We start from the raw sequence: 18,651 nt of genomic DNA on the forward strand, positions 1-18,651 counted from the left end.
ATTCCGCCCATGCAGAGTTTCTCCCGCCGCAGCTTGTTGGTCGGTACGGCGGCCACCGCCGCAGTGATCGGTTCGGGGCTGCCCGCGTCGGCCCGGACCAGCGGCACGACGTCACACCCGGAGCCGATCAACATCCGGGATATCCGCGCAGCGATCACCCGGCTGATCGGTCGCGACGACGTGTTCAGTATCCGGAAGCTGACCCCGCAGCCTGGCGAGGCCGACGCCTTCGAGATCGACACTTTCGAGGGCCGCGTCCTGCTGTCCGGTACCAGCGGGGTGGCGACCATCTCTGCCTTCCACTGGTGGCTCAAGTACGTAGCCGGCCAGCACCTGTCCACCAACGGCGACCGCATCTCACTACCGGCCACGCTGCCGCTTCCGACAGCCAAGATCCGGATGTCCACCGAGCTGACCGAGCGGTACGCGTACAACTTCACCGTCTTCGGCTACACGTCGCCGTGGTGGACCTGGTCGGACTGGGAGCGTGAGCTCGACTACCTGGCCGCCAGTGGCACCAACCGGGCGCTGGCGCTGATCGGGATGGAGCGGGTCTGGTACGACACGTTCCTCGACTTCGGGATGGACGAGCTCGCGGTGCGGCAGTGGATCGCGCAGCCGGCGCTGCAGCCGTGGCAGTGGTACGGCGAGACCACTGGGTACGACGAGAACGCGTCCGGGTACAGCGGTCCGGTGTCTGTCGACCTGATGGACCGCCGGGTCGAGCTTGGCGAGAAGATCGTGCAGCGGATGCGGTCGCTCAACATCACTCCGGTGTTCCCTGCCTTCACCGGTCAGGTCCCGGACCAGGCGTTCGCGGACCTGCACCCCGACACCCACATCCCGGCGCAGGGTGACTACGCCGGCCACCCCCGTCCGTACTGGCTCGACACGACCGAGGCGCTGTACGCGCCAGTCGCAGCGCGGTTCTACGAAGCGCAGACCGCGCTGTTCGGCAAGACGACGCACTACTCGGGTGACCTCTTCCATGAGGTCGACACGGACGGCCTCCCCGCCGTACTGGATGGTGCGAACCTGGGCGACGCCGCGAAGGCCGTGCAGGACGAGCTGGAGCGCGCCGTACCGGGTGCGACCTGGCTGCTGCAGGGCTGGCAGCACAACCCGCAGCTCGAAGTCCTCAACGCAGTCGACGAAAACCGGGTCATCGTGCTCGACCTCGACTCCGACGACTCGCGCAAGTGGGAGGACACCGAGGCGTACTGGGGTGTCCCGTGGTGCTGGGGAACCATCCAGAACTTCGGTGGCCGGCTGGGCATGTTCGGCAACCTCATCGAGCCCGGCCGCACCTTCCCCCAGGTCCGGACGGCGACCCGCCGCAAGCGCCTCGTCGGCAGCGCGATGGTGCTCGAGGGCACCCACAACAACCCGGTCGTCGCCGACCTCCTCGGCGAGATGACCTGGCGCCGTACGTCGGTCGACCTCGAGCCGTGGATCCTCGGCTACGCCAAACGCCGCTACGGCTCCGACGACCCACATGCCGCGGCGGCCTGGAAGATCCTCCTCCGTACGGCGTACTCGTATGCGTCGACCGGTCACTCGACCGGCGAGGGCCCGTTCGAGACGCCGTTCGCCGCGTGGCCGACGCTGAACCTCAGGTCGGCCAGCAACTTCGGTCCGAACGAATGGCGCTATGACCCGGCCGAGTTCGCGCCCGTTCTCGGCGAGATGCTGGCCGTGGCGCCCGCGGTGCGCAGCCTGCCGACGTACCGGTACGACCTGGTCGACGTCACGCGGCAGATCCTCGCCAACCGTGGCCGCCTGCTGCACAAGAAGCTGCGCGAGGCTTACGAGGCCGGCGACCGCCAGGGCCTCACCCGGCACTCGAACCGCTTCCTGCGCGCCCTCGACCTCTCGTCGCAAATCCTCGCCACCGACCGCAACTGGCTCCTCGGCCCCTGGCTGGAGTCGGCCAAGGCCTGGGGCGGCAACGCCGAGGAAAGCCACCTCCTCGAATGGAACGCCCGCTCGATCCTCACCATCTGGACCGAAAAGGCCCTAGGCGGTGGCGGCCTCCACGACTACGCCAACCGAGACTGGCAAGGCCTGCTGGGGTCCTACTACAAGCCGCGCTGGCAGCGCTTCTTGACTGCGTTGCCCGGGACCATCTCGACCGGAGTCGAGCCCGACCTGGAAGCCGAATGGGACCAGCACGGCCTCACCTGGACCCAACAAACCGAGACCTACCCCACCCAGCCAACCGGCGACCCATACACGGTTGCCTCCCAGATCGCGTCCGAGTTGGCAGGCGATCCGGTCTAACCCCTCAGTCTGTGGTGCCGAGCGTCCCCTGCGCTCGGCACCACGGGGCCTTCTTTGTACGCCGCCGCGCACGTGGGCAGGTTTCAGACCGCAGTAATAGTGACCGGTACGGCGCTCCCCAGCGTGTGACCGACTGGCGACGAGTTGCGGACCTTCTCGTGCAGGGCGGCGATCGCCTCCGGGTCGGCCGTGGACTTCAAGCGGACGGTCGCGGTGATGGAGTCGAAGCCCGCGTGACCTTCGGCCAACCCCAGGAAGACATGCAGGTCAATGTCGCCCTTGAGGTCGATGGTCAGCTCATCCAAGCCGATGCCGGCGACCGTGGCGTTGGCGGCGTAGCCGACGGCGAGGCAGTTGCCTAGGGCACCCAAGAGTTGTTCGACCGGGTTGGGGGCCTGGTCGCTGCCGCCGAGGGCCGGGGGCTCGTCGGAGGGGACCGGGTCGAAGGTGCGGATCTTGGCGGCGGAGCGGAAGGCGCCGTTCCAGGTGACGTGCGCGGACCAGGTGGTTTTGGCCTTCGCGGGGTCGGCCTGGATGGCTTCGACGAGAGCGCCGACGGCGGCGAGGTTGACGTCGTTGAGGGTTGCTTGCGCTTCAGTTGTCATCTATCTCACCTAATTTACTAGACATTGAGAACGCGCTCAGTTTGGCACGGCGGGAGTGGACCAGAGTGCGCGTATTACCTGGTGAGAGGGGCGGGCATGCCGTCAGTGAAGAGCTGACTGTCGAGGTGGTCCAACGCCACCCGGAGAGCGCCGAGCGCGACACTGTCGGCGCCGAGGCTGGAGGCGCGGATCTCGGGAACGCGGAGGCAGAGTCGGCCCAGCTCGCGTGCCAGTGGGTCGAGGATCAGGTCGGCGGACCGCGAGAATCCACCACCCAGTACGACGACCTGCGGGTCGAGCGTGAGCACCAGCGCCGCAGTACCGACCGCGAGATCCTTCACGTAGCGGCGGATCGCCGTACTGGCGTCGCGGTTTCCGGCGCGGGCCTCGGTGAAGACCCAGGCGGCACGGTCGTCGGCGTGAATCGACGACGGGATACCGGGGCAGTTCTCGATGTGCTCGGGTGCGGAGTCCCAGCGGACTGCTTTGAGGGCGCCGATCTCACCGGCGGCGCCGCCGAATCCGCGGCGGAGGGTGCCGTCGATGATGAGGCCGGCGCCGGTACGGATACCGGCCAGGACGTAGACGATGTCGTCGGCGTCTTGGGCGGCGCCTTGCCAGCGTTCGGCGACGGCGGCGAGTTTGCAGTCGTTCTCGACCAGGATCGGGCAGGTGAAACGGGCAGCCAGGTGCTCGGCGGGGGAGACGCCGGCCCAGCCGGGCAGCGGGGTGAAGAGGGTCGTGCGACCGGTCGAGTCGACCGGGCCGGTGACGCCGACGGTCACCGCCCAGATCTGCGTCGGACGCATCTTGGCCGCCTTCAGACACTGCGTGATCGCAGTGTCGACGGCGTCGAGCCGGGCTGCCGGGTCGGCGCTCGGCTCCACCGGCAGCCGGTGGCTGTGAACGACGTGGCCCTCGAGGTCGGAGAGCAGGACCAGGATCTTGTGGACACCGACATCGACACCGAGCACGTGGCCGGCCTCGGCGTTGAAGCAGTAGCGCCGGGCTGGGCGGCCGACCGTACTGCCGTCGGGCTCGACGACCTTGACCCAGCCGTCGGCGACCAGCCCGCGGACGACCACGTCGGTGCCGGGCCGGGACATCCCGACCCGGTCGGCGAGCTCGGTGACGGTGGCGGGCGGCTGACCGCGCATGGCGCGGACGACGCTGACCGAGTTCAGCTCGCGCAGCTTGCTGACGTCGGCTCCGGCCGGGTTGGTCACACGGGCTCCCTACTTACGCTGCAGTTCAGCGGAAGTTTAGCCGTCACGAGATCGGATACTGCTGACCCCGGTTCAGTGCGGCGCCGAAGTCGACGACGCGGCCATCCAAAGCCCAGCGATACCGGCCCTCCTGCACCACCGACGGCCGCTCCGACAAGTAGGTCGTCAGCCGCTCCAGCTCCTCCTGGCTGAGCCACGACGGCGGATCCGAGATCGCCTTGAATCCACAGATCGCCGAGAGGTCCTGCAACCACGACATCTGTACGTCGGTCAGCAGGTTCAGGCGGCTGCGGAAGTACACGACATCCGGGTCGACCTCGAGCAGCGGCGCATGCCAGAGCCGGTGCAGCGTATTCACCACCGCGTTGTAGGCCATCGCGTCAGAGGGATCTTCGCTGGCGTAATTCGTCCACAGGGGCGCCACATCGGGACCACTACGGAGCCCGTCGATCAGTCCGAGCGACGGCAGCAGCAACCCACCACTGCCGAGCAGATAGACCTCAGGCCCAGCCACCTCCCGGATCAGCGCAAGCGCATCCCGATACGCCTGCTCCCGCGGCGTACCAGACGCCCGTACGCCGGGAATTGCGCCGGCGTTGATGAAGTCGAGCTTGAGGTACGTGAATCCCCACTCGTGGACCACCCGATGAATGAGCGCCGCCAGGTGTTCCTGCACCCCCGGATGGGTCAGATCCAAAGCCCAGTAGCCAGTGCCCCAGTTATTCCCGGCAACCACCGGCTGTCCGTCGGCGGAGCGCAGTACATACTCAGGATGTTCACGCGCGACCGTCGAGGTCGGCAGCACGATGAACGGCGCGATCCACAGCCCGGGGCGCATTCCACCAGCTGTGATTCGTTCGGTCAGTGAACGCATGCCCGACGGGAACTTCTCGTTCGGCTCCCAATCGCCGACAGCCTGCTGCCAGCCGTCATCCACCTGTACGACGTCGAACGGCAACTCGGCCAGCTCCGCGATGTCCTTGGTCAGCGCCTCCTCGGTAATGCCCTCGTAGTAGGCGTACCAGGTGCACCACACGTTCCCGGCTCGCCGATTGCTGCTGCCAAGACGGGCAGCCAGCTGATCGGCGTACCGGGCGAAGACCTCTGCCTCGGGCCCGTAGGCCAGGAACCAAGGCGCGCCGTCGTCCTCGCACCAGCCGGCCAACGTGTCCTGGTCGGCGCTCAGGCGCGGCGTCCCGAGCCCGAGCGAACCGAGCAAGAGGACCTGCCCGTCTGAACCCTGCAGTGCGGCAACCGCTGAGGAGTGGTGACGCGAGGGGTCGTCCCAGCTGGTGTCGTCGGCAGTGAGCCGCCGTTCCGGATTGAGGATCCGTAACGGTGGTTCACTCAGTTGCCGCCACCCGCATGGACTCCACGAGTTCTGCCCGTGCCGATAGAACTCGGCATCACCGAGACCGTGCAGCACTGCCACCCGCCCCGGCGGCAGGATCAGGCCGCCGGGGACGGACGAGGGCGGTTCCGGGCCGGTCAGTTCCACCGCGAAGGTGCGGTCGGCCAGGTCGACGAGCAGAGGCATGGATCTCCCTTAGAAAGCAGCAGTGCTTAGCGGAACAGGTCGTTGACTTGCTGGTTGGCCTTCTTCAATGCCGGCTCGGGCTCAACCTGCCCCAGTACGACGGCCTGCATCGCGTCCTGCATGATCTGATTGATCTCGCTGCCGAAGTCTGTGATCGGCAACAGGAACGTCCCGTCGGGGCTCTTGGTGTAGTCGACGTAGACCTGGACGTCGCGCCCCGCGGCCTTGTGAGCGGCCAGCGCCTTGGCCGTCCCCGACTTGATCGCCGGGAACACGACCGCATTGGCCCCGACCACGTTCTGGCAGTCGGCCGATCCCAGGTACTGCACCCACTTCCAGGCCGCGTCCTTGTTCGGCGTCCCGGCCCACGCTGCGTCCGACAACCCGTTGATCGCGCTCTTCCGCACCCCAACAGGCCCAACCGGCAATGGAGCGAGCGCAAACTTCTGCTTAGCCTCAGCTCCGAGATACGTGTTGATCGTCCAGGAGCCGGCGATCGTCAAGGCGGCCCGGCCGGAGCTCATGATCGCGTCGATCCCCAGCGTCGACTGCTTGTCGAAGCGAGGCGCATATCCCTTGTCCACCAGCGACTTGTACCAGGCGATCGTCTCGACCAGCTTGGGGTCGTCGTACTTGTACTGCGTTCCCCAGGGGTTCTTGTCCAGATACGTGAAACCGTTCGCCGCCGCGAGCTCACCCCACCCGTTCTGCCCTTGCGAACCGTCGTTCCACTCCGGCTGGTAGCCGTAGACCTTCACCTTGCTCTTGTCGAACGCCGGATCGAGCCCGTTCCGCCCGGCAGCATCGATCGTGAGCCGGGCGATCGTCTTCTCGAAGGTTCCGCCGTCGCCGGGGTTCCACGTCATCGACGCAAGCTCGGCTGGTTTGATGCCCTGCTTCGCGAGCATCTCCGAGTTGTAGACGACCGCCTCGGTGTCCCAGTCCTTCGGCAGGCCGTAGCGTTTGCCGTCCTTGACCCACAGCTCCGCCAGCCCCTCTTGGTACTGGCCGAGGTCCACTTTCGCAGCATCGACGTACGGCTGCAGGTCGAGGATCTGCTGGCTCGAGACGAACTGCGGATAGTACGAAGCCTGGTTGGTCCAGACGTCCGGCGCGTCACCAGCGGCCAGTTGGGTGGTCAGGTTCTGCCAGTACTGCGCCCAAGCGGTCTGCGTGATCTTGATGGTGATGTCCGGGTTCGCCGTGTGGAACGCATCCGCACAGGCCTGGTACGACGCCTGCTGGTTGTCGTCCCAGAGCCAGTAGTCGAGCGTGACCGGGCCGTCGGCCGCCGCGTCGTCCTTCGCGCTGCAGGCGGTGAGCGCGGTCACCGCCAGTACGCCGGACAGGAGGGCCGCCCCCACCTGTTGTCTCGTGATCATCCGAGTTGTTCCTTCCAACTGCACTGTCCTCTTGCCAACCGAGCTGTCTCGACTAATGATGTGCCGCATCGAAAGTTTGTCAAGGGCAGATCGTAATCCTCTGGAGGTTCTCGATGCCATCTCTCGTGGCGCGGTTCGGTCGCGTCGCTCTCGCCCTGGTGCTCGGAGCGCTGCTGACAACCGCCCCCGCCCCAGCCACTGCCGCGCCTCAAGGCCCACCGCCTCGGCCGGCCGCACCCGCCGTACCGGATCCGGCTTTGACCGCTCATCCACTGACCGCGGCACCTGGTCCGGTGGACAACCCGCTGAAGGGATTCGCCCGGTTCTTCTCGACCGGTAGCAATCAGAACACCGGCTATCCGCACTCGCTGACCTGGTCGTACTTCGGTCTCTCCGAGGTCATGACGAACGCCACGAACTGCGGCAGCTACGACTGGTCGCTGGTCGACCAGGCGCTCAACGAGAGTGCGACGTACGGGAATCAGACCGCGTTGCGGTTCTACATGGAGTATCCGGGTGGCTCGGGCACGCATCCCGCCAATGCGATCCCGCACTGCTTCGACGGGCAGGTTGCCTATCGCAACAACGCGTACTGGAACACCACGAGCCCTGACTACGACAACGCCTACCTGCTGACGGCGGTGAAGAACTTCATCGCCGCGTTCGGAGCCCGGTACGACGGTGATCCGCGGGTCGGCTTTATCCACACTGGCATCGTCGGGTTGTGGGGCGAGTGGCACACCTGGCCGTACGACACCGACACGAGTGGCGACAGCTACCCGAACTACATGCCGACCGATGCCCACGGCAAGGAAATCCTGCAGGCGTTCGACAATGCGTTCAACACCACGAAGCTCGAGGTTCGCTACCCGGGTTCGGGTGGATCGGGTGCCAACAATCTGAACATCGGCTACCACGACGACTCGTTCTGCTATCGCGAAGGCAGTCCGCTCGCCGGGGTGACGCTGCCGGTCTCGATGGGCGGCGCCAGTTACTCCCAACTCCAGCACGCGCTCGATCAGGGTGTGGAGAACAAGTGGATCGGCCAGTCGATGGGCGGCGAAGTCCGGCCGGAGATCCAGGCGCAGGCCTTCGCCAACTGGCCAGGGGGCTCGGGTGACGTCGACAATATGAAGGCCTGTATCGAGCTGGAACACGCCACCTGGAAGATGAACGAACAGAGCTCCGGCTACAGCTCGACAGATCCGAATGTCGCCGCGGCGGTCCGGTTGATGGGCTACAACCTCGGCGTCACCAATGCCTACTACAAGAACACCGTCTCCGGTACGGCGAAGATCGGCGTCCAGATCAGCAACGACGGCGTCGCCCCGTTCTACTACCCGTGGAAGGTCACGCTCGGCCTGAAGAACAGCGCCGGTACGGTCGTCAGGTCGTGGGACACCCCGTGGGATCTGCGCACTGTCCAGCCTCGCAAGATCCGGGCGTTCCCGGACTGGGGAGTCGGCGGCGATCCGACGTACCGGGACTTTGGGTACGCGCAGTACTTCGACAGCACGGTCGACCTGAGTGGTGTTGCCAATAGCAACTACCAGCTCGTGCTGCGAGTCAAGAACCCGTTGGAGACCGTCAACGCCAACGCCAAGAAGCTCCGCTTCGCCAACGCCACCCAGAACGCCGACGGCTGGCTCGGCCTCGGCGCCATCACCGTCGGGGCCAGCGCTCCGGCCACCGGGTTCGTCGAGGCCGAGAACCCGGCCAACAGCCTGACCGGCGGAGCCGTCACCGCGACCTGCTCAGCCTGCTCGGGCGGTTCCAAAGTCGGCTACGTCGGGAACGGCGGCACTCTCGTCGTCAACAACCTCGGCACCGGTACCGCCGGGAGCCACACCCTGACCCTGTCCTACCTGACCGCCGAATCCCGTTCCGCCACCATCAAGGTCAACAACGGCGCAGCAACCAGTTACACCTTCGCCCCCACCGCCGACTGGAACACCGTCGGCACCCGCAGCATCACCGTCCCCCTCAATGCGGCTAATAACACCGTCACCATCACCAACCCGACTGGCTGGGCCCCGACTTCGACAAACTCGCCGTCACGCTCAACTAGCACCCCGCCCCGCACCTAACGTCCGAACGATCTCCGCGTCGTTCGGACGTTAGGTGCGGTTGAGGCCGGTTTGTGGACTCGTACTGCCGCTCCGCGGCAATTAGTTACCCCAAAGACCTGGTTGCTCGCCGCACCGGACAAGCCGGGCACGTTGCTTGGGGTTGCTCGCCGCGGCGGCCGCGTTACAGAAAGAGCTTGGCTGGGCCCGGTGGCTGGTTGAGGTACTGGCGAGGTCGGCGATCGCGTGACCGTTGCTTGAGGTGCTCGCTATGGCTGGGGTGGAAAAGCGGCGCCGGGTGGAAACTCCATGTCGCCATTTGCACAAAACGTTCCACCCAGCTCGCCAGGCGGGCTGGTCGGTGGGGCTGGGGAGCTTTACCCGTCATTCCAGGTCAGTTTCGCTCCCCAGCCCGCCCGGATACCCGACGAATCGAGCGCTGGGGAGTTCACCGGCGTATCCGCTGCCGTTTCGCGCTATGCGGGACTTTTTCGGGTCTATGCGCCGAAAAATTCACGCGTAGCGAGGGTTGCCGGGGTCAGCCGGGCACTGCAGGACCCCGCGCTGCCTTGCCAGCGCTTTTCACCACCACCAAGGGTCACTTTCCAGGCCTCCCCGCTACCGGCCGTAACCATAGCGAGTACCTCAATCGGCGGGAACGCGATCGCCGGCCTCGCCATCCCCCTCAGCCACGCGCCGGGCCCAGCCAAACTCTCACTGTAAATCGGCCGCAGCGGCGACCAGCCACAAGCCGTACCGACCCGGCCGCATCGCGGCGATACCCCAGCCCCTACTTCAGCCCAGAGAAGTTCAGCGACTCCACCAGCCGCTTACCCAGAAAGATGAGCAGCAGCAGTACCGGGATGACGGACAGCACTGAGCCGGCCATCAGCCCCGTCCAGTCCGGCGCGCGGTTAGGCGACTGCTGAAGGAAGACGCCCAGACCAACAGTAAGGACTCGAGTCTCCTCGCCCTTGCCCACCAGTAGCGGCCAGAGGTAGTCCTTCCAGCTCCAGACAATGGTGGTGAGGCCGATGGTGATGAGCGGCCCGCGACTCATCGGCAGCACGATCCGCCAGAACATCCCCCACGGACCGACACCTTCGAGCAGGGCGGCTTCTTCGACCTCGCGGGGGATCGACAAAAAGAACTGGCGCAGGAAAAACACCGCGAACGGTGTCATCAGCAGGCTCGGTAGGACGAGGCCAGGGATGGTGTTCAGTACGCCGAGTTGCTTGGCCAGCACGAAGTTCGGGAGCAGGGTGAAGATCGGCGGCACCATCAGGGCGGCGACGATGATGCCGAAGGCCAGGTCGCGGCCGGGGAAGCGCAGGCGCGCGAAGGCGTAGCCGGCCATGGCGCAGCAGAAGGTCTGCACTAGAGCGATCGAGCCGCTGTAGATCATTGAGTTCAGCGTGTAGCGCAGGAAGTTGATCTGCGCCCCGGAGCCACCGGCGGCTCGCGCCTCAGCCGCGTCGACGAGTCCGAGCACCCGGCGGAAGTTGATCAGGGTCGCGTGATCCGGCCACAACGAAGTGGAGCCGGCGTACAGGTCGGCTGCGGGGGTGAGCGCTGTCCGGACCATCCAGTAGAAGGGGAAGATCGTCAGGACGAGCGCCGTGGTCAGGATGATCCAGGCAACGACTCGGCCGGGCCTCAGGTTGGCGAACATGGCGTGGCTCCTAGGTCAGGTCCGAGCGGGATGCGCGCAGCATCCGCAGCTGGACGAACGTCAGCACGCCCAGTACGACGACGAGCACCATCGCGACCGCGGCTGCGTAGCCCATGTGGAAGTAGGTGAAGGCCTGTTGGTAGATGTAGTAATAGATGACGCGGGTCTCGGGGATGGGCGCTTTACCGCCGTAGACAACCGCGACCGTGTCGAAGATCTGGAACGAGCCGATCATCGACACGACCAGTACGAGCGCAAGGATCGGCCGGATCAACGGCAGCGTGATCGAACGGAACATCCGCACCTCACTGGCTCCGTCGATCGACGCGCTCTCGTAGAGATGCTGCGGTACCTGCAACATTCCGGCGTACAGGAGTAGTGCGGTGTAGCCGGTGTAGGCCCAACTGTTGACGAGGGCAACCAACGGCATCGCCCAGTTGGGGGAGTTGAAGGACACCGTCGTCCCGAGCAGGTGGTTGACGAATCCCAGGTCAGGGTCGAGCAGCCAGGCCCACAACAGGCCGATCGTCACGTTCGGAACGAGCCACGGCACCAGCAACGCAGCCCGCAGTACGACGGACCGCGTCAACCGGTGCATGAGCGCCGCGAGCCCCAGCGCGAGCAGAGTCTGGGACACGATGTTGACCACGACGTAGTAGCCGGTCACCTTCAACGCGTTCCAGAACTGCTCGTCGCCGATCAGCTTGCGGTAGTTGTCACCGCCAACGAACGTCGGTTCGTTGAGCAGGCTGTAGTCGGTCAGCGAGTACCAGACACCTCGCACTGTTGGGTACGCATAGAAGATCTGGAAGCCGGCAATTACCGGCAGCAGGAACAGCCATCCGACTCGACGGTCGTCCCGCCGCCTCACCACAGTCATGGGATAATGATGCGGCCTAGCGAAACTTTGTCAACAGCGAAGCGTAACGCGGGCCCTGTCGGTCAGTGGAAGTTCCACTCCGCGCGCGGGCCGGGGCCGACGGTCAAGGTGGAGTTGCCGATCTGCTCGACGTGGCGGGGCGTCGGGTGGTTCAGGCGGAACTGGACCTGCTTGAGGCCGGCGTCGGCGCGCTCGACGCGGTCCAGCCGGATGGTGGTGAAGTCGCTCTGGGCGATGATGCCGGTCGGCAAGGTGCGGAGCTTGAAACCGCCGGCGCGCAGGAGCGGCACGGTCGCGTCGAGATCCTTGGCGGTGACGCCGAATCGGATCAGCGTGATGTCGCGCATCAGGCGCTCGCGGTACAGGTCCGGCAGATACCGCTCGCGGCTGACATCACCGTCGTACTGGGCGGGCTCGGTCTTGCTGCGCGGATCGGCGAGATAGGAGGGCAGGTACTCCATCGCCCAGCCCCCGAAGGCGTCGTACGTCGTCTCAGCGAAGACCGCGTCGAACCAGGGGATCGGTACGCCGTCGCCGAAGTCGCGCGTCTGCTGGTATTCGAAGGGCTCGACCCCGGCCCGGCGCAGACCCGCGACGATCTTCGGGTAACCGCCTTGGCGGTCGGTCGAGATCGCGAGACCGGCGGAGCCCTCCGCGGCGTCCTGACCCGGCAGATCGCCGGCCGCGAACAACTCGAGATAGGTCTCGCGGCCCTTCAGATACCGGCCCTTCCAGGTCTGGCCGCCACCGGTGGTGGTGCGGACCTCGAAGTTCGCGAACTCACGCAGGTACGCCGAGTTCTCGATCGCATCCGCGGTCGGCTTGTCGAGGACGCCGTACGCGTGGTTGTAGAACGCTGTCACAGTCCCTCCGGCCTGGGCGGTCGGCGCCGTCAGCAACACTACGGCCGAGGCGAGGGCAGTCAGTAAGGTCATCGGGCGAAAGCTGCGCATGAGCGACACCGTAGATGCCATGTCATCGAAATTTCATGCACTGGCAGGAACATGCACTCATGAGCACCGCTTTGGCCGCCGTCGCCGCCGCCGCACTCCTCCTGATCCGGCTGGGCCTGTTCGTCGCCCTGCATGTCGTCCGCAGCGACTACAACCCCATTGAGCATGCCGTCAGCGACTACGCCGTGGGCCCGACCCGCCGCCTCTCGACCATCGCCGCCTGGGTTTGGGGCGCGGCCTGGGTCGCCCTCGCCTTCGCGGTCGACTCAGCATCGGCGCGGGTCTGGCTGCTGGTCCTGGCTGTGATCTTCGTGGCACTCCCGTTCATCCCGACCGATCTCGAAGGCACCCGACAGACCGTGATCGGGCGGGTTCACTACGTGGCGGCGGTCGCCTGGTTCGCGATCAGCTTCAGCCTGATGAGCACCTTCACGGACCGGTACGACGTCGCCGTACTGACCGTCTTGCGCTGGATCGCGCTCGTGTCGCTGGCAGCACTCGTGATTGCACTCGTCGTGCGCCCGCTTCGGCGCCGGTTCTTCGGGCTCTCGGAGCGGGCGTTCATCGTTGCGGTCAACCTCTTCTACCTGATCGTGGCGATCCTGACTGTGACGCGCTGACGGGTTCGGGTGGTCTGTGGCCGGGTACTGAGGGGCCATGGATGCGACTGAGCTGCTGGCGGCGACGGAAGGGTTGTCGAAGGCGTTGACGCCTGGCGACCTGGACCACACGTTGGGCCGGATCACGGCGGCTGCGGTCGAGGTGCTGCCTGAGGTCGAGTACGCGAGCATCACGGTCAAGCACGGTGATGGGCGGCTGGAGACGGTTGCGCCGACCAGCGACATCTTGTGGGGTGTGGACGCGGCGCAGTACGAGTTACGCGAAGGGCCCTGTTACCAGGCGGCGACGGAGCAGGTGCACATCCTGTCGCCGCACCTGGCCGAGGACAGCCGGTTTCCCCGGTACGCCGCCAGTGCGGTTGCGGCGGGGATTCTCGCGCAGGGCGGGCTGCGGCTGTTCGATGCGCCGAAGTCGCAGGGGGCGTTGAACCTGTACTCGACGAAGGTCGGTGCTTTCGAGGACATCGCGACGATCGGGGCGTTGTTCGCGCATCAGTCGGCGATGGCGATCGAGTACGCGCAGGAGATCAAGGACCTGCAGGACGCGTTGCGCACCCGGCGGACGATCGGTCAGGCGATCGGCATTCTGATGGAGCGGTACACGCTCTCCGACCAGCGGGCGTTCGCGTTCCTGGCCCGGCTGTCGCAGCAGCGCAATGTGAAGCTGCACCGGGTGTCGGCGGAGCTGGTCGCCGATGCCGAGCATGCGGCCGGTGAAGTCATCAGCAAGAGTTGATCACCTCGAGTCACGGCCGGGGAGTTTGCGGGTGTTGATGAAGTCCTGGGCGACGTCGCGGAGCTTGCGGTTGTTGTCCTGGGAGTAGCGCCGCAGGACCTCGAAGGCGCGGTCGCCGTCGAGGTTGTAGCGCTCCATCAGGATGCCCATCGCCTGGCCGATCAATTTCCGGGCATCGACGGCTTGCTGCATGGTCGCCTGATGGCGGGCGGCCGCGATGGCGATCGCTGCGTGCCGGGCGAGGATGTGCGCGATGGCCAGGTCGTCCTCGGTGAACGCGCCGGGTTTGGCGCCGTACAGGTTGAGGACGCCGCCGGCACGGCCGGTGACGGTCAGCGGGAGGTGGACCGCACTGTAGATACCAGCCGCGATCAGCCGGCTGGTCAGCTGTGGCGACCATCTGGTTTCGGTCTGAAGGTCAGGGATCGACAGCGCTGCGCGGTCGCGGATGGCGGTCAGCAGTGGTCCATCCCCGGCGTTGATCTGCTCCTGGTAGAGCTCGGCCAGCCGCGGATCGGTCGACGCCAGCACCTCGGGACGGCGGCCCTGGGCGATCAGCACTACGGAGGCGTACCGGCAGCGCACAGCGTGTAACGCGAACTGGACGACGGCCTCGACGGTCTTGTCGATCCCGTCGACTTCCTGCAGCTCCGTGGCCAGTCGGCTGAAGGCTTCGGCCGACTTGAGATGGTCAGACATGAAAGGGCTCCACACGCCTCGCGGCGGCAGCCACCCACCTTCCGGAGCGACCCGTCACTATCCTGCCTGATGATCGCGCTTCGCCGCACGTTGCCCCGGTCGGCCTGCCTAGGGCAACTCGCGCCCGCGGCACGAACTACAGTCAGAGCCGTGAATCCTGTCCGGCCCTTGGATGCGGCTGACCCGGTGCGGGCCGTGCTCGAGGCCCGGGAGCGCGGGGTGCCGATCGCGCTGGCAACGTCCGGTACGACGGATCGGCCGCGGTTCGTGGTCCGCGATCCGGAGTCGTGGTGGGCGTCGTTCCCGGCGTACTCGGAGCTGACCGGGGTCGGTCCCGGAGCTTCCGTCTGGATCCCGGGGCCCTTGAGCGCGACGATGAACCTGTTCGCAGCAGTGCACGCGGCTGCCGTTGGGGCTCGGGTTGTTGAGGATGCTGCTGACGCGACCCACGCCTGTATGACGCCTGCTCAGCTCGATCGGCTTGGCGGCGAGCTGAGGCCCGATGCGCTGGTGTGTGTCGCGGGCGCCCGGTTGGAGCAACGGTCAGCGGGTCCGCAGGTAGTCCACTACTACGGTGCGGCCGAGCTGTCGTTTGTGGCCGCGGGCAACCATGGTGACGACCTCCAGCCGTTCAAGGGGGTTGAGGTCGATCTGCGCGACGGCGAGATCTGGGTGCGATCGCCGTACGTGTGTCTCGGGTACGCCGACGGCGCAGCCGGCCCACTGCGCACCGACCGCGATGGCTGGGCGACGGTGGGTGATCGCGGCCGCTGGTCCGGTACGACGCTCAGTGTCCTCGGCCGACCTGGAACCGTCACGACCGCTGGGGCGACCGTGGTGATCGCCGAGGTGGAGGAGCAACTCGCGAAGGTGGCTCGGGGGCCGGTGGTTGTTTTCGGAGTCCCGCATGAGGTGCTCGGTGAAGTGCTGGCGGTCGCCGTCGTCGAGTCGGCGGATCTGACGCGGTTGAAGGCGTATGCCCGCGAGCACCTGCCGTCGTCGCACCGGCCGCGTCGTTGGCAGGTCGTCGACGAGTTGCCGTTGACCGCCGGTGGCAAGGTCGACCGAGCGAGGTTGGCCAGTGTCTGACCTGTTCATCACCCACGCGTTGCGGACCCCGATCGGTACCGCCGGCAAGGCCTTTCGCGACGTCACCGCCGCCGACCTGGGCGCCGCCGTACTGGAGGAGCTTGTTCGCAGGCTTGCCGGTGCTGACGTCGAAGACGTTGTCCTAGGCAACTGCATGGGACCGGGCGGCAATGTCGCCCGGGTGGCCGCCCTCACGGCAGGGATCGCCGACCAGGTCCCGGCGCTGACGGTGGATCGGCAATGCGCCAGCGGTCTGGCCGCAATCCAGGTCGCCGCCGCAGGCTCGCCGAGCGGGTACGTGCTGGCGGGTGGGGTCGAGAGCGCTTCGACCGCACCTTGGCGATTTTGGCCGCCGGCTTCTGGTGCGGACGCTGTGCGGTATGAGCGGGCTCCGTTTGCGCCGGTCGGACGCGATCCGGCAATGGGCGCGGCGGCGGATGCATTGGCCGAGATGTACGGAATCACTCGGGCGCGGCAGGACGAGTACGCGGCGCGGTCGCATGAGCGGGCCGCTGCAGCCCAGGGCGCTGGAGCGTTCGACAGCGAGCTAGTGCCGGTAGGCAGTCGCGCGACGGATGAGCGCATCCGGGCCGGACTGACGGCGGAGCGGTTGGGGAAACTGCCGGCGGTGTTTCGCACCGGCGGGACTGTGACGGCGGGGAACTCTTGTGGGGTTAACGACGGCGCGGCCGTGGTTGCGATGTCAACGGCCAGACCAGGACCGGCCCTCAAAGTCCTGGCTGCGGCTTCCGCGGGAGTTGATCCGGCGTTGCCAGGGCTTGGGCTGGTGCCCGCTGTGCAAAAGGTCTTGAAGACGGCTGGGTTGAGCCCGGCCGAGATTGACGTGTGGGAGTTCAACGAGGCGTTCGCCGGTCAGGTGCTCGCGTGTTGCGACGTGCTTGGGCTGGCCGACGAACGCGTCTGCCCGCAAGGTGGGGCGTTGGCGCTCGGCCACCCGTGGGGCGCGAGTGGCGCCGTACTGGCGGTGCGGTTGTTCACCCAGCTCGTCACACAAGAGGGCGGTCGGTACGGCGTCGCAGCGATCGCGGCGGGTGGCGGTCAAGGTGCGGCGATTCTGGTCGAAGCATGCCGCTGATCGAGTTCGCCGAGGTCACGCATGCCTTCGGCGACGGGCCCGCCGTACTGGAGGACGTGACAGTCTCGCTCCACGAGCGCCGGATCGGCATCATCGGCGGCAACGGCTCGGGCAAGTCCACCTTCGTCCGAATGATCAACGGGTTGGTCGTCCCCGAGGCCGGGACAGTCCGGGTCGACGGCGACAGCACGGCCAACCAGGCGCGCCGCATCCGCCGCAAGGTCGGCTTCTGTTTCACCAACCCAGACTCACAAATTGTCATGCCGACGGTCGCCGAAGATGTTGCCTTCGGCCTCCGTCGCCTGAAGATCTCCAAGACCGAAGTGCAGGAACGGGTTGCCGCCATCCTCGAGACCTACGGCCTGAAGCAGCTCGCCGATCGCCCCGCACACACGTTGTCCGGCGGCCAGAAACAGCTGCTGGCACTGGCTTCTGTCGTGGTCACCGAGCCCGAGGTGCTCATCCTCGACGAGCCGACCACACTCCTTGACCTGAGCAACGAACGCCGCATCCGGCGCGAGATCGAGCAGCTCGACCTGCAAGTGATCCTGGTGACGCACCACCTGCATCTGCTCGACGGCTTCGACCGCACGCTCGTCTTTCACCAAGGCCGTCTCGTCGCCGACGACCATCCCGATCAGGCTCGAACTACTTACCGAGCACTGATATGAGCGACCTGATGACGTACACCGCCGGTACGTCGATCATTCACCGCCTGCCGGCAGGTGCGAAGGTGCTCGCCCTGGCAGTCGTCTCGATCACCACTGTGGTCATCGAGCGACCGTGGTTGACGGCGGCTGCGCTCGCGTTGGCGGCAACGGCCACGGTGCTGGCGCGGCTGCCACGCAGACTGCTTGTCAAGCAGTGGAAGGCCTACCTGGTCGTCGTCGGTCTGCTCGGCGGCTACCAATGGTTGACCGACGGCCCGGCAAAGGCCTTCCAGGTCGCGGGCGGGCTGGCTGCGCTCCTCGCACTGGCCGGTGTGGTCAGCGCTACAACGCGCACCACCGAACTCCTCGAGCTAGCCGTCCGGTGTTCCACCGAGCGAGTCGGCATCACCCTCGCGCTCGGCATCCGCTCAGTAGCAGTCGTCTACGACCTCGCCCGCGACGTCCGAGCCGCTCAGCTGGCCCGGGGACTCGGCTTCAGTCTCCGAGCGTTCGCCGTACCGCTCGTGGTCAGATCGCTGCGTCAGGCCGACGGCTTGGCTGAGGCCTTGATTGCCCGAGGCTTCGACGACTGACGTCGCGGTAGCAGATCCGGTACTGCGCGATGCACGGCTTCGGCCACGACTGTCGCGACGACTGCCTTCACCGTGTCCCCAATCAGGAAGAACGCGCTCCCGGTGATCGCCTCGCCAAGGCTCAGATGAGCGCGCCACGCGGTCACCGGGATGCCGATGCAGTACAGCACCACGATCCCGCCGAACACGATGCTCGGTAGCCCGAACCACATCCGGTACGGCGCTCCGAACCGGTACACGAGCGTACCGATCACGAACGCGGCCACCGGGAACCCGATCACGTAGCCCGCGCTCGGCCCGGTGAACACCGACAATCCACCGCGGCCGCCGGACAGCAGCGGCAGTCCGATGGCCACGAGCGCCAGGAACAGAAGCATCGACAACCCACCTCGGCGCCCGCCGAGAATCGCCCCCGTGATCATCACGCCCAGCGTCTGCACGGTGACCGGCACCGGGAATCCGAACGGTGACACGCCCGGCACCAGGCCCATCGCGCCGACCAGACCAGCGAAGGTCGCGATCAACGCCAGGTCCCGGGTGCGCCTATCTGTGCTCATACCGTCATTG

Annotated in this window: 17 protein-coding genes; 8 read left to right on the top strand and 9 right to left on the bottom strand. The window is 66.4% G+C overall.

The genetic code is table 11. From position 1 onward, the window contains the following. The first annotated feature begins 9 nt into the window (after window positions 1–9). Entirely contained in the window at window positions 10–2,280 is a 2,271-nt protein-coding gene (locus E1263_RS00065; RefSeq protein WP_165956401.1) for an alpha-N-acetylglucosaminidase, read from the top strand. A gap of 83 nt (window positions 2,281–2,363) precedes the next feature. On the opposite strand, the gene E1263_RS00070 is transcribed toward E1263_RS00065, so the two are convergent. The 4 genes from E1263_RS00070 to E1263_RS00085 all read right to left on the bottom strand — a co-directional run bounded on the left by E1263_RS00070 (window position 2,364) and on the right by E1263_RS00085 (window position 7,030). Next, window positions 2,364–2,885: an OsmC family protein gene (locus E1263_RS00070; RefSeq protein ID WP_132163938.1), complete on the bottom strand. Its 522-nt coding sequence runs from the start codon at window positions 2,883–2,885 to the stop codon at window positions 2,364–2,366. Between the two features lie 74 nt (window positions 2,886–2,959). After that, a complete protein-coding gene (locus tag E1263_RS00075; protein ID WP_238161004.1) occupies window positions 2,960–4,111 on the bottom strand; it encodes an ROK family transcriptional regulator in 1,152 nt (383 codons plus the stop codon). 43 nt (window positions 4,112–4,154) lie between these two features. Beyond that, window positions 4,155–5,648, bottom strand: coding sequence for a glycoside hydrolase family 36 protein (locus E1263_RS00080; RefSeq protein ID WP_132163940.1), 1,494 nt, complete (start codon window positions 5,646–5,648; stop codon window positions 4,155–4,157). Between the two features lie 26 nt (window positions 5,649–5,674). After that, window positions 5,675–7,030: an ABC transporter substrate-binding protein gene (locus E1263_RS00085; protein ID WP_132163942.1), complete on the bottom strand. Its 1,356-nt coding sequence runs from the start codon at window positions 7,028–7,030 to the stop codon at window positions 5,675–5,677. Window positions 7,031–7,143: 113 nt separating this feature from the next. On the opposite strand from E1263_RS00085, the gene E1263_RS00090 reads away from it, so the two are divergent. Then, on the top strand, window positions 7,144–9,117 hold the full coding sequence (locus E1263_RS00090) for a DUF4832 domain-containing protein (RefSeq protein WP_132163944.1): 1,974 nt from the start codon (window positions 7,144–7,146) through the stop codon (window positions 9,115–9,117). Window positions 9,118–9,886: 769 nt separating this feature from the next. Here E1263_RS00090 and E1263_RS00095 read toward each other — a convergent pair. From E1263_RS00095 to E1263_RS00105, 3 genes are all read right to left on the bottom strand, one after another. After that, a complete protein-coding gene (locus E1263_RS00095) occupies window positions 9,887–10,768 on the bottom strand; it encodes a carbohydrate ABC transporter permease (protein ID WP_132163946.1) in 882 nt (293 codons plus the stop codon). A gap of 10 nt (window positions 10,769–10,778) precedes the next feature. Then, window positions 10,779–11,648, bottom strand: a complete 870-nt coding sequence (locus E1263_RS00100; protein ID WP_132163948.1) for a carbohydrate ABC transporter permease — start codon at window positions 11,646–11,648, stop codon at window positions 10,779–10,781. Between the two features lie 62 nt (window positions 11,649–11,710). After that, complete coding sequence (locus E1263_RS00105; protein ID WP_202868643.1) at window positions 11,711–12,601, bottom strand: DUF5829 family protein; 891 nt, start codon at window positions 12,599–12,601, stop codon at window positions 11,711–11,713. A gap of 59 nt (window positions 12,602–12,660) precedes the next feature. On the opposite strand from E1263_RS00105, the gene E1263_RS00110 reads away from it, so the two are divergent. Together E1263_RS00110 and E1263_RS00115 are read left to right on the top strand one after the other, a co-directional pair. Next, a complete protein-coding gene (locus tag E1263_RS00110) occupies window positions 12,661–13,221 on the top strand; it encodes a DUF998 domain-containing protein (RefSeq protein WP_132163952.1) in 561 nt (186 codons plus the stop codon). Window positions 13,222–13,258: 37 nt separating this feature from the next. After that, window positions 13,259–13,957 carry a GAF and ANTAR domain-containing protein gene (locus E1263_RS00115; protein ID WP_132163954.1) on the top strand — a complete coding sequence of 233 codons (699 nt, stop codon included), beginning with the start codon at window positions 13,259–13,261 and terminating at the stop codon, window positions 13,955–13,957. Here the strand turns inward: E1263_RS00115 and E1263_RS00120 are convergent, their stop codons facing one another. Continuing rightward, window positions 13,958–14,656, bottom strand: coding sequence for a GAF and ANTAR domain-containing protein (locus E1263_RS00120; RefSeq protein ID WP_132163956.1), 699 nt, complete (start codon window positions 14,654–14,656; stop codon window positions 13,958–13,960). Window positions 14,657–14,806: 150 nt separating this feature from the next. Between E1263_RS00120 and E1263_RS00125 the strand changes: the two genes are divergently transcribed. Genes E1263_RS00125 through E1263_RS00140 form a run of 4 tightly spaced genes read left to right on the top strand, consistent with a single transcriptional unit; the run spans window position 14,807 to window position 18,084 of the window. Continuing rightward, entirely contained in the window at window positions 14,807–15,745 is a 939-nt protein-coding gene (locus E1263_RS00125; protein WP_165956402.1) for an AMP-binding enzyme, read from the top strand. Next, on the top strand, window positions 15,738–16,841 hold the full coding sequence (locus E1263_RS00130) for a thiolase family protein (RefSeq protein WP_202868644.1): 1,104 nt from the start codon (window positions 15,738–15,740) through the stop codon (window positions 16,839–16,841). The genes E1263_RS00125 and E1263_RS00130 overlap by 8 nt, the downstream gene beginning before the upstream one ends. After that, complete coding sequence (locus E1263_RS00135; protein WP_132163960.1) at window positions 16,832–17,512, top strand: energy-coupling factor ABC transporter ATP-binding protein; 681 nt, start codon at window positions 16,832–16,834, stop codon at window positions 17,510–17,512. The genes E1263_RS00130 and E1263_RS00135 overlap by 10 nt, the downstream gene beginning before the upstream one ends. Beyond that, entirely contained in the window at window positions 17,509–18,084 is a 576-nt protein-coding gene (locus E1263_RS00140) for an energy-coupling factor transporter transmembrane component T family protein (protein ID WP_132163962.1), read from the top strand. Before E1263_RS00135 ends, E1263_RS00140 begins: the two co-directional genes overlap by 4 nt. Here the strand turns inward: E1263_RS00140 and E1263_RS00145 are convergent. Next, window positions 18,033–18,641, bottom strand: coding sequence for a biotin transporter BioY (locus tag E1263_RS00145; RefSeq protein WP_132163964.1), 609 nt, complete (start codon window positions 18,639–18,641; stop codon window positions 18,033–18,035). The genes E1263_RS00140 and E1263_RS00145 overlap by 52 nt on opposite strands. Between the last annotated feature and the right edge of the window lie 10 nt (window positions 18,642–18,651).

Origin of the sequence: Kribbella antibiotica, assembly GCF_004349055.1 — a bacterium.
GTDB lineage: Bacteria > Actinomycetota > Actinomycetes > Propionibacteriales > Kribbellaceae > Kribbella > Kribbella antibiotica.

Coding starts and splice junctions, on each gene's coding strand:
- E1263_RS00065 (WP_165956401.1), top strand. CDS start 10: ATGCAGAGTTTCTCCCGCCGCAGCTTGTTGGTCGGTACGGCGGCCACC.
- E1263_RS00070 (WP_132163938.1), bottom strand. CDS start 2,885: ATGACAACTGAAGCGCAAGCAACCCTCAACGACGTCAACCTCGCCGCC.
- E1263_RS00080 (WP_132163940.1), bottom strand. CDS start 5,648: ATGCCTCTGCTCGTCGACCTGGCCGACCGCACCTTCGCGGTGGAACTG.
- E1263_RS00085 (WP_132163942.1), bottom strand. CDS start 7,030: ATGATCACGAGACAACAGGTGGGGGCGGCCCTCCTGTCCGGCGTACTG.
- E1263_RS00090 (WP_132163944.1), top strand. CDS start 7,144: ATGCCATCTCTCGTGGCGCGGTTCGGTCGCGTCGCTCTCGCCCTGGTG.
- E1263_RS00095 (WP_132163946.1), bottom strand. CDS start 10,768: ATGTTCGCCAACCTGAGGCCCGGCCGAGTCGTTGCCTGGATCATCCTG.
- E1263_RS00100 (WP_132163948.1), bottom strand. CDS start 11,648: ATGACTGTGGTGAGGCGGCGGGACGACCGTCGAGTCGGATGGCTGTTC.
- E1263_RS00105 (WP_202868643.1), bottom strand. CDS start 12,601: ATGCGCAGCTTTCGCCCGATGACCTTACTGACTGCCCTCGCCTCGGCC.
- E1263_RS00110 (WP_132163952.1), top strand. CDS start 12,661: ATGAGCACCGCTTTGGCCGCCGTCGCCGCCGCCGCACTCCTCCTGATC.
- E1263_RS00115 (WP_132163954.1), top strand. CDS start 13,259: ATGGATGCGACTGAGCTGCTGGCGGCGACGGAAGGGTTGTCGAAGGCG.
- E1263_RS00120 (WP_132163956.1), bottom strand. CDS start 14,656: ATGTCTGACCATCTCAAGTCGGCCGAAGCCTTCAGCCGACTGGCCACG.
- E1263_RS00135 (WP_132163960.1), top strand. CDS start 16,832: ATGCCGCTGATCGAGTTCGCCGAGGTCACGCATGCCTTCGGCGACGGG.
- E1263_RS00140 (WP_132163962.1), top strand. CDS start 17,509: ATGAGCGACCTGATGACGTACACCGCCGGTACGTCGATCATTCACCGC.
- E1263_RS00145 (WP_132163964.1), bottom strand. CDS start 18,641: ATGAGCACAGATAGGCGCACCCGGGACCTGGCGTTGATCGCGACCTTC.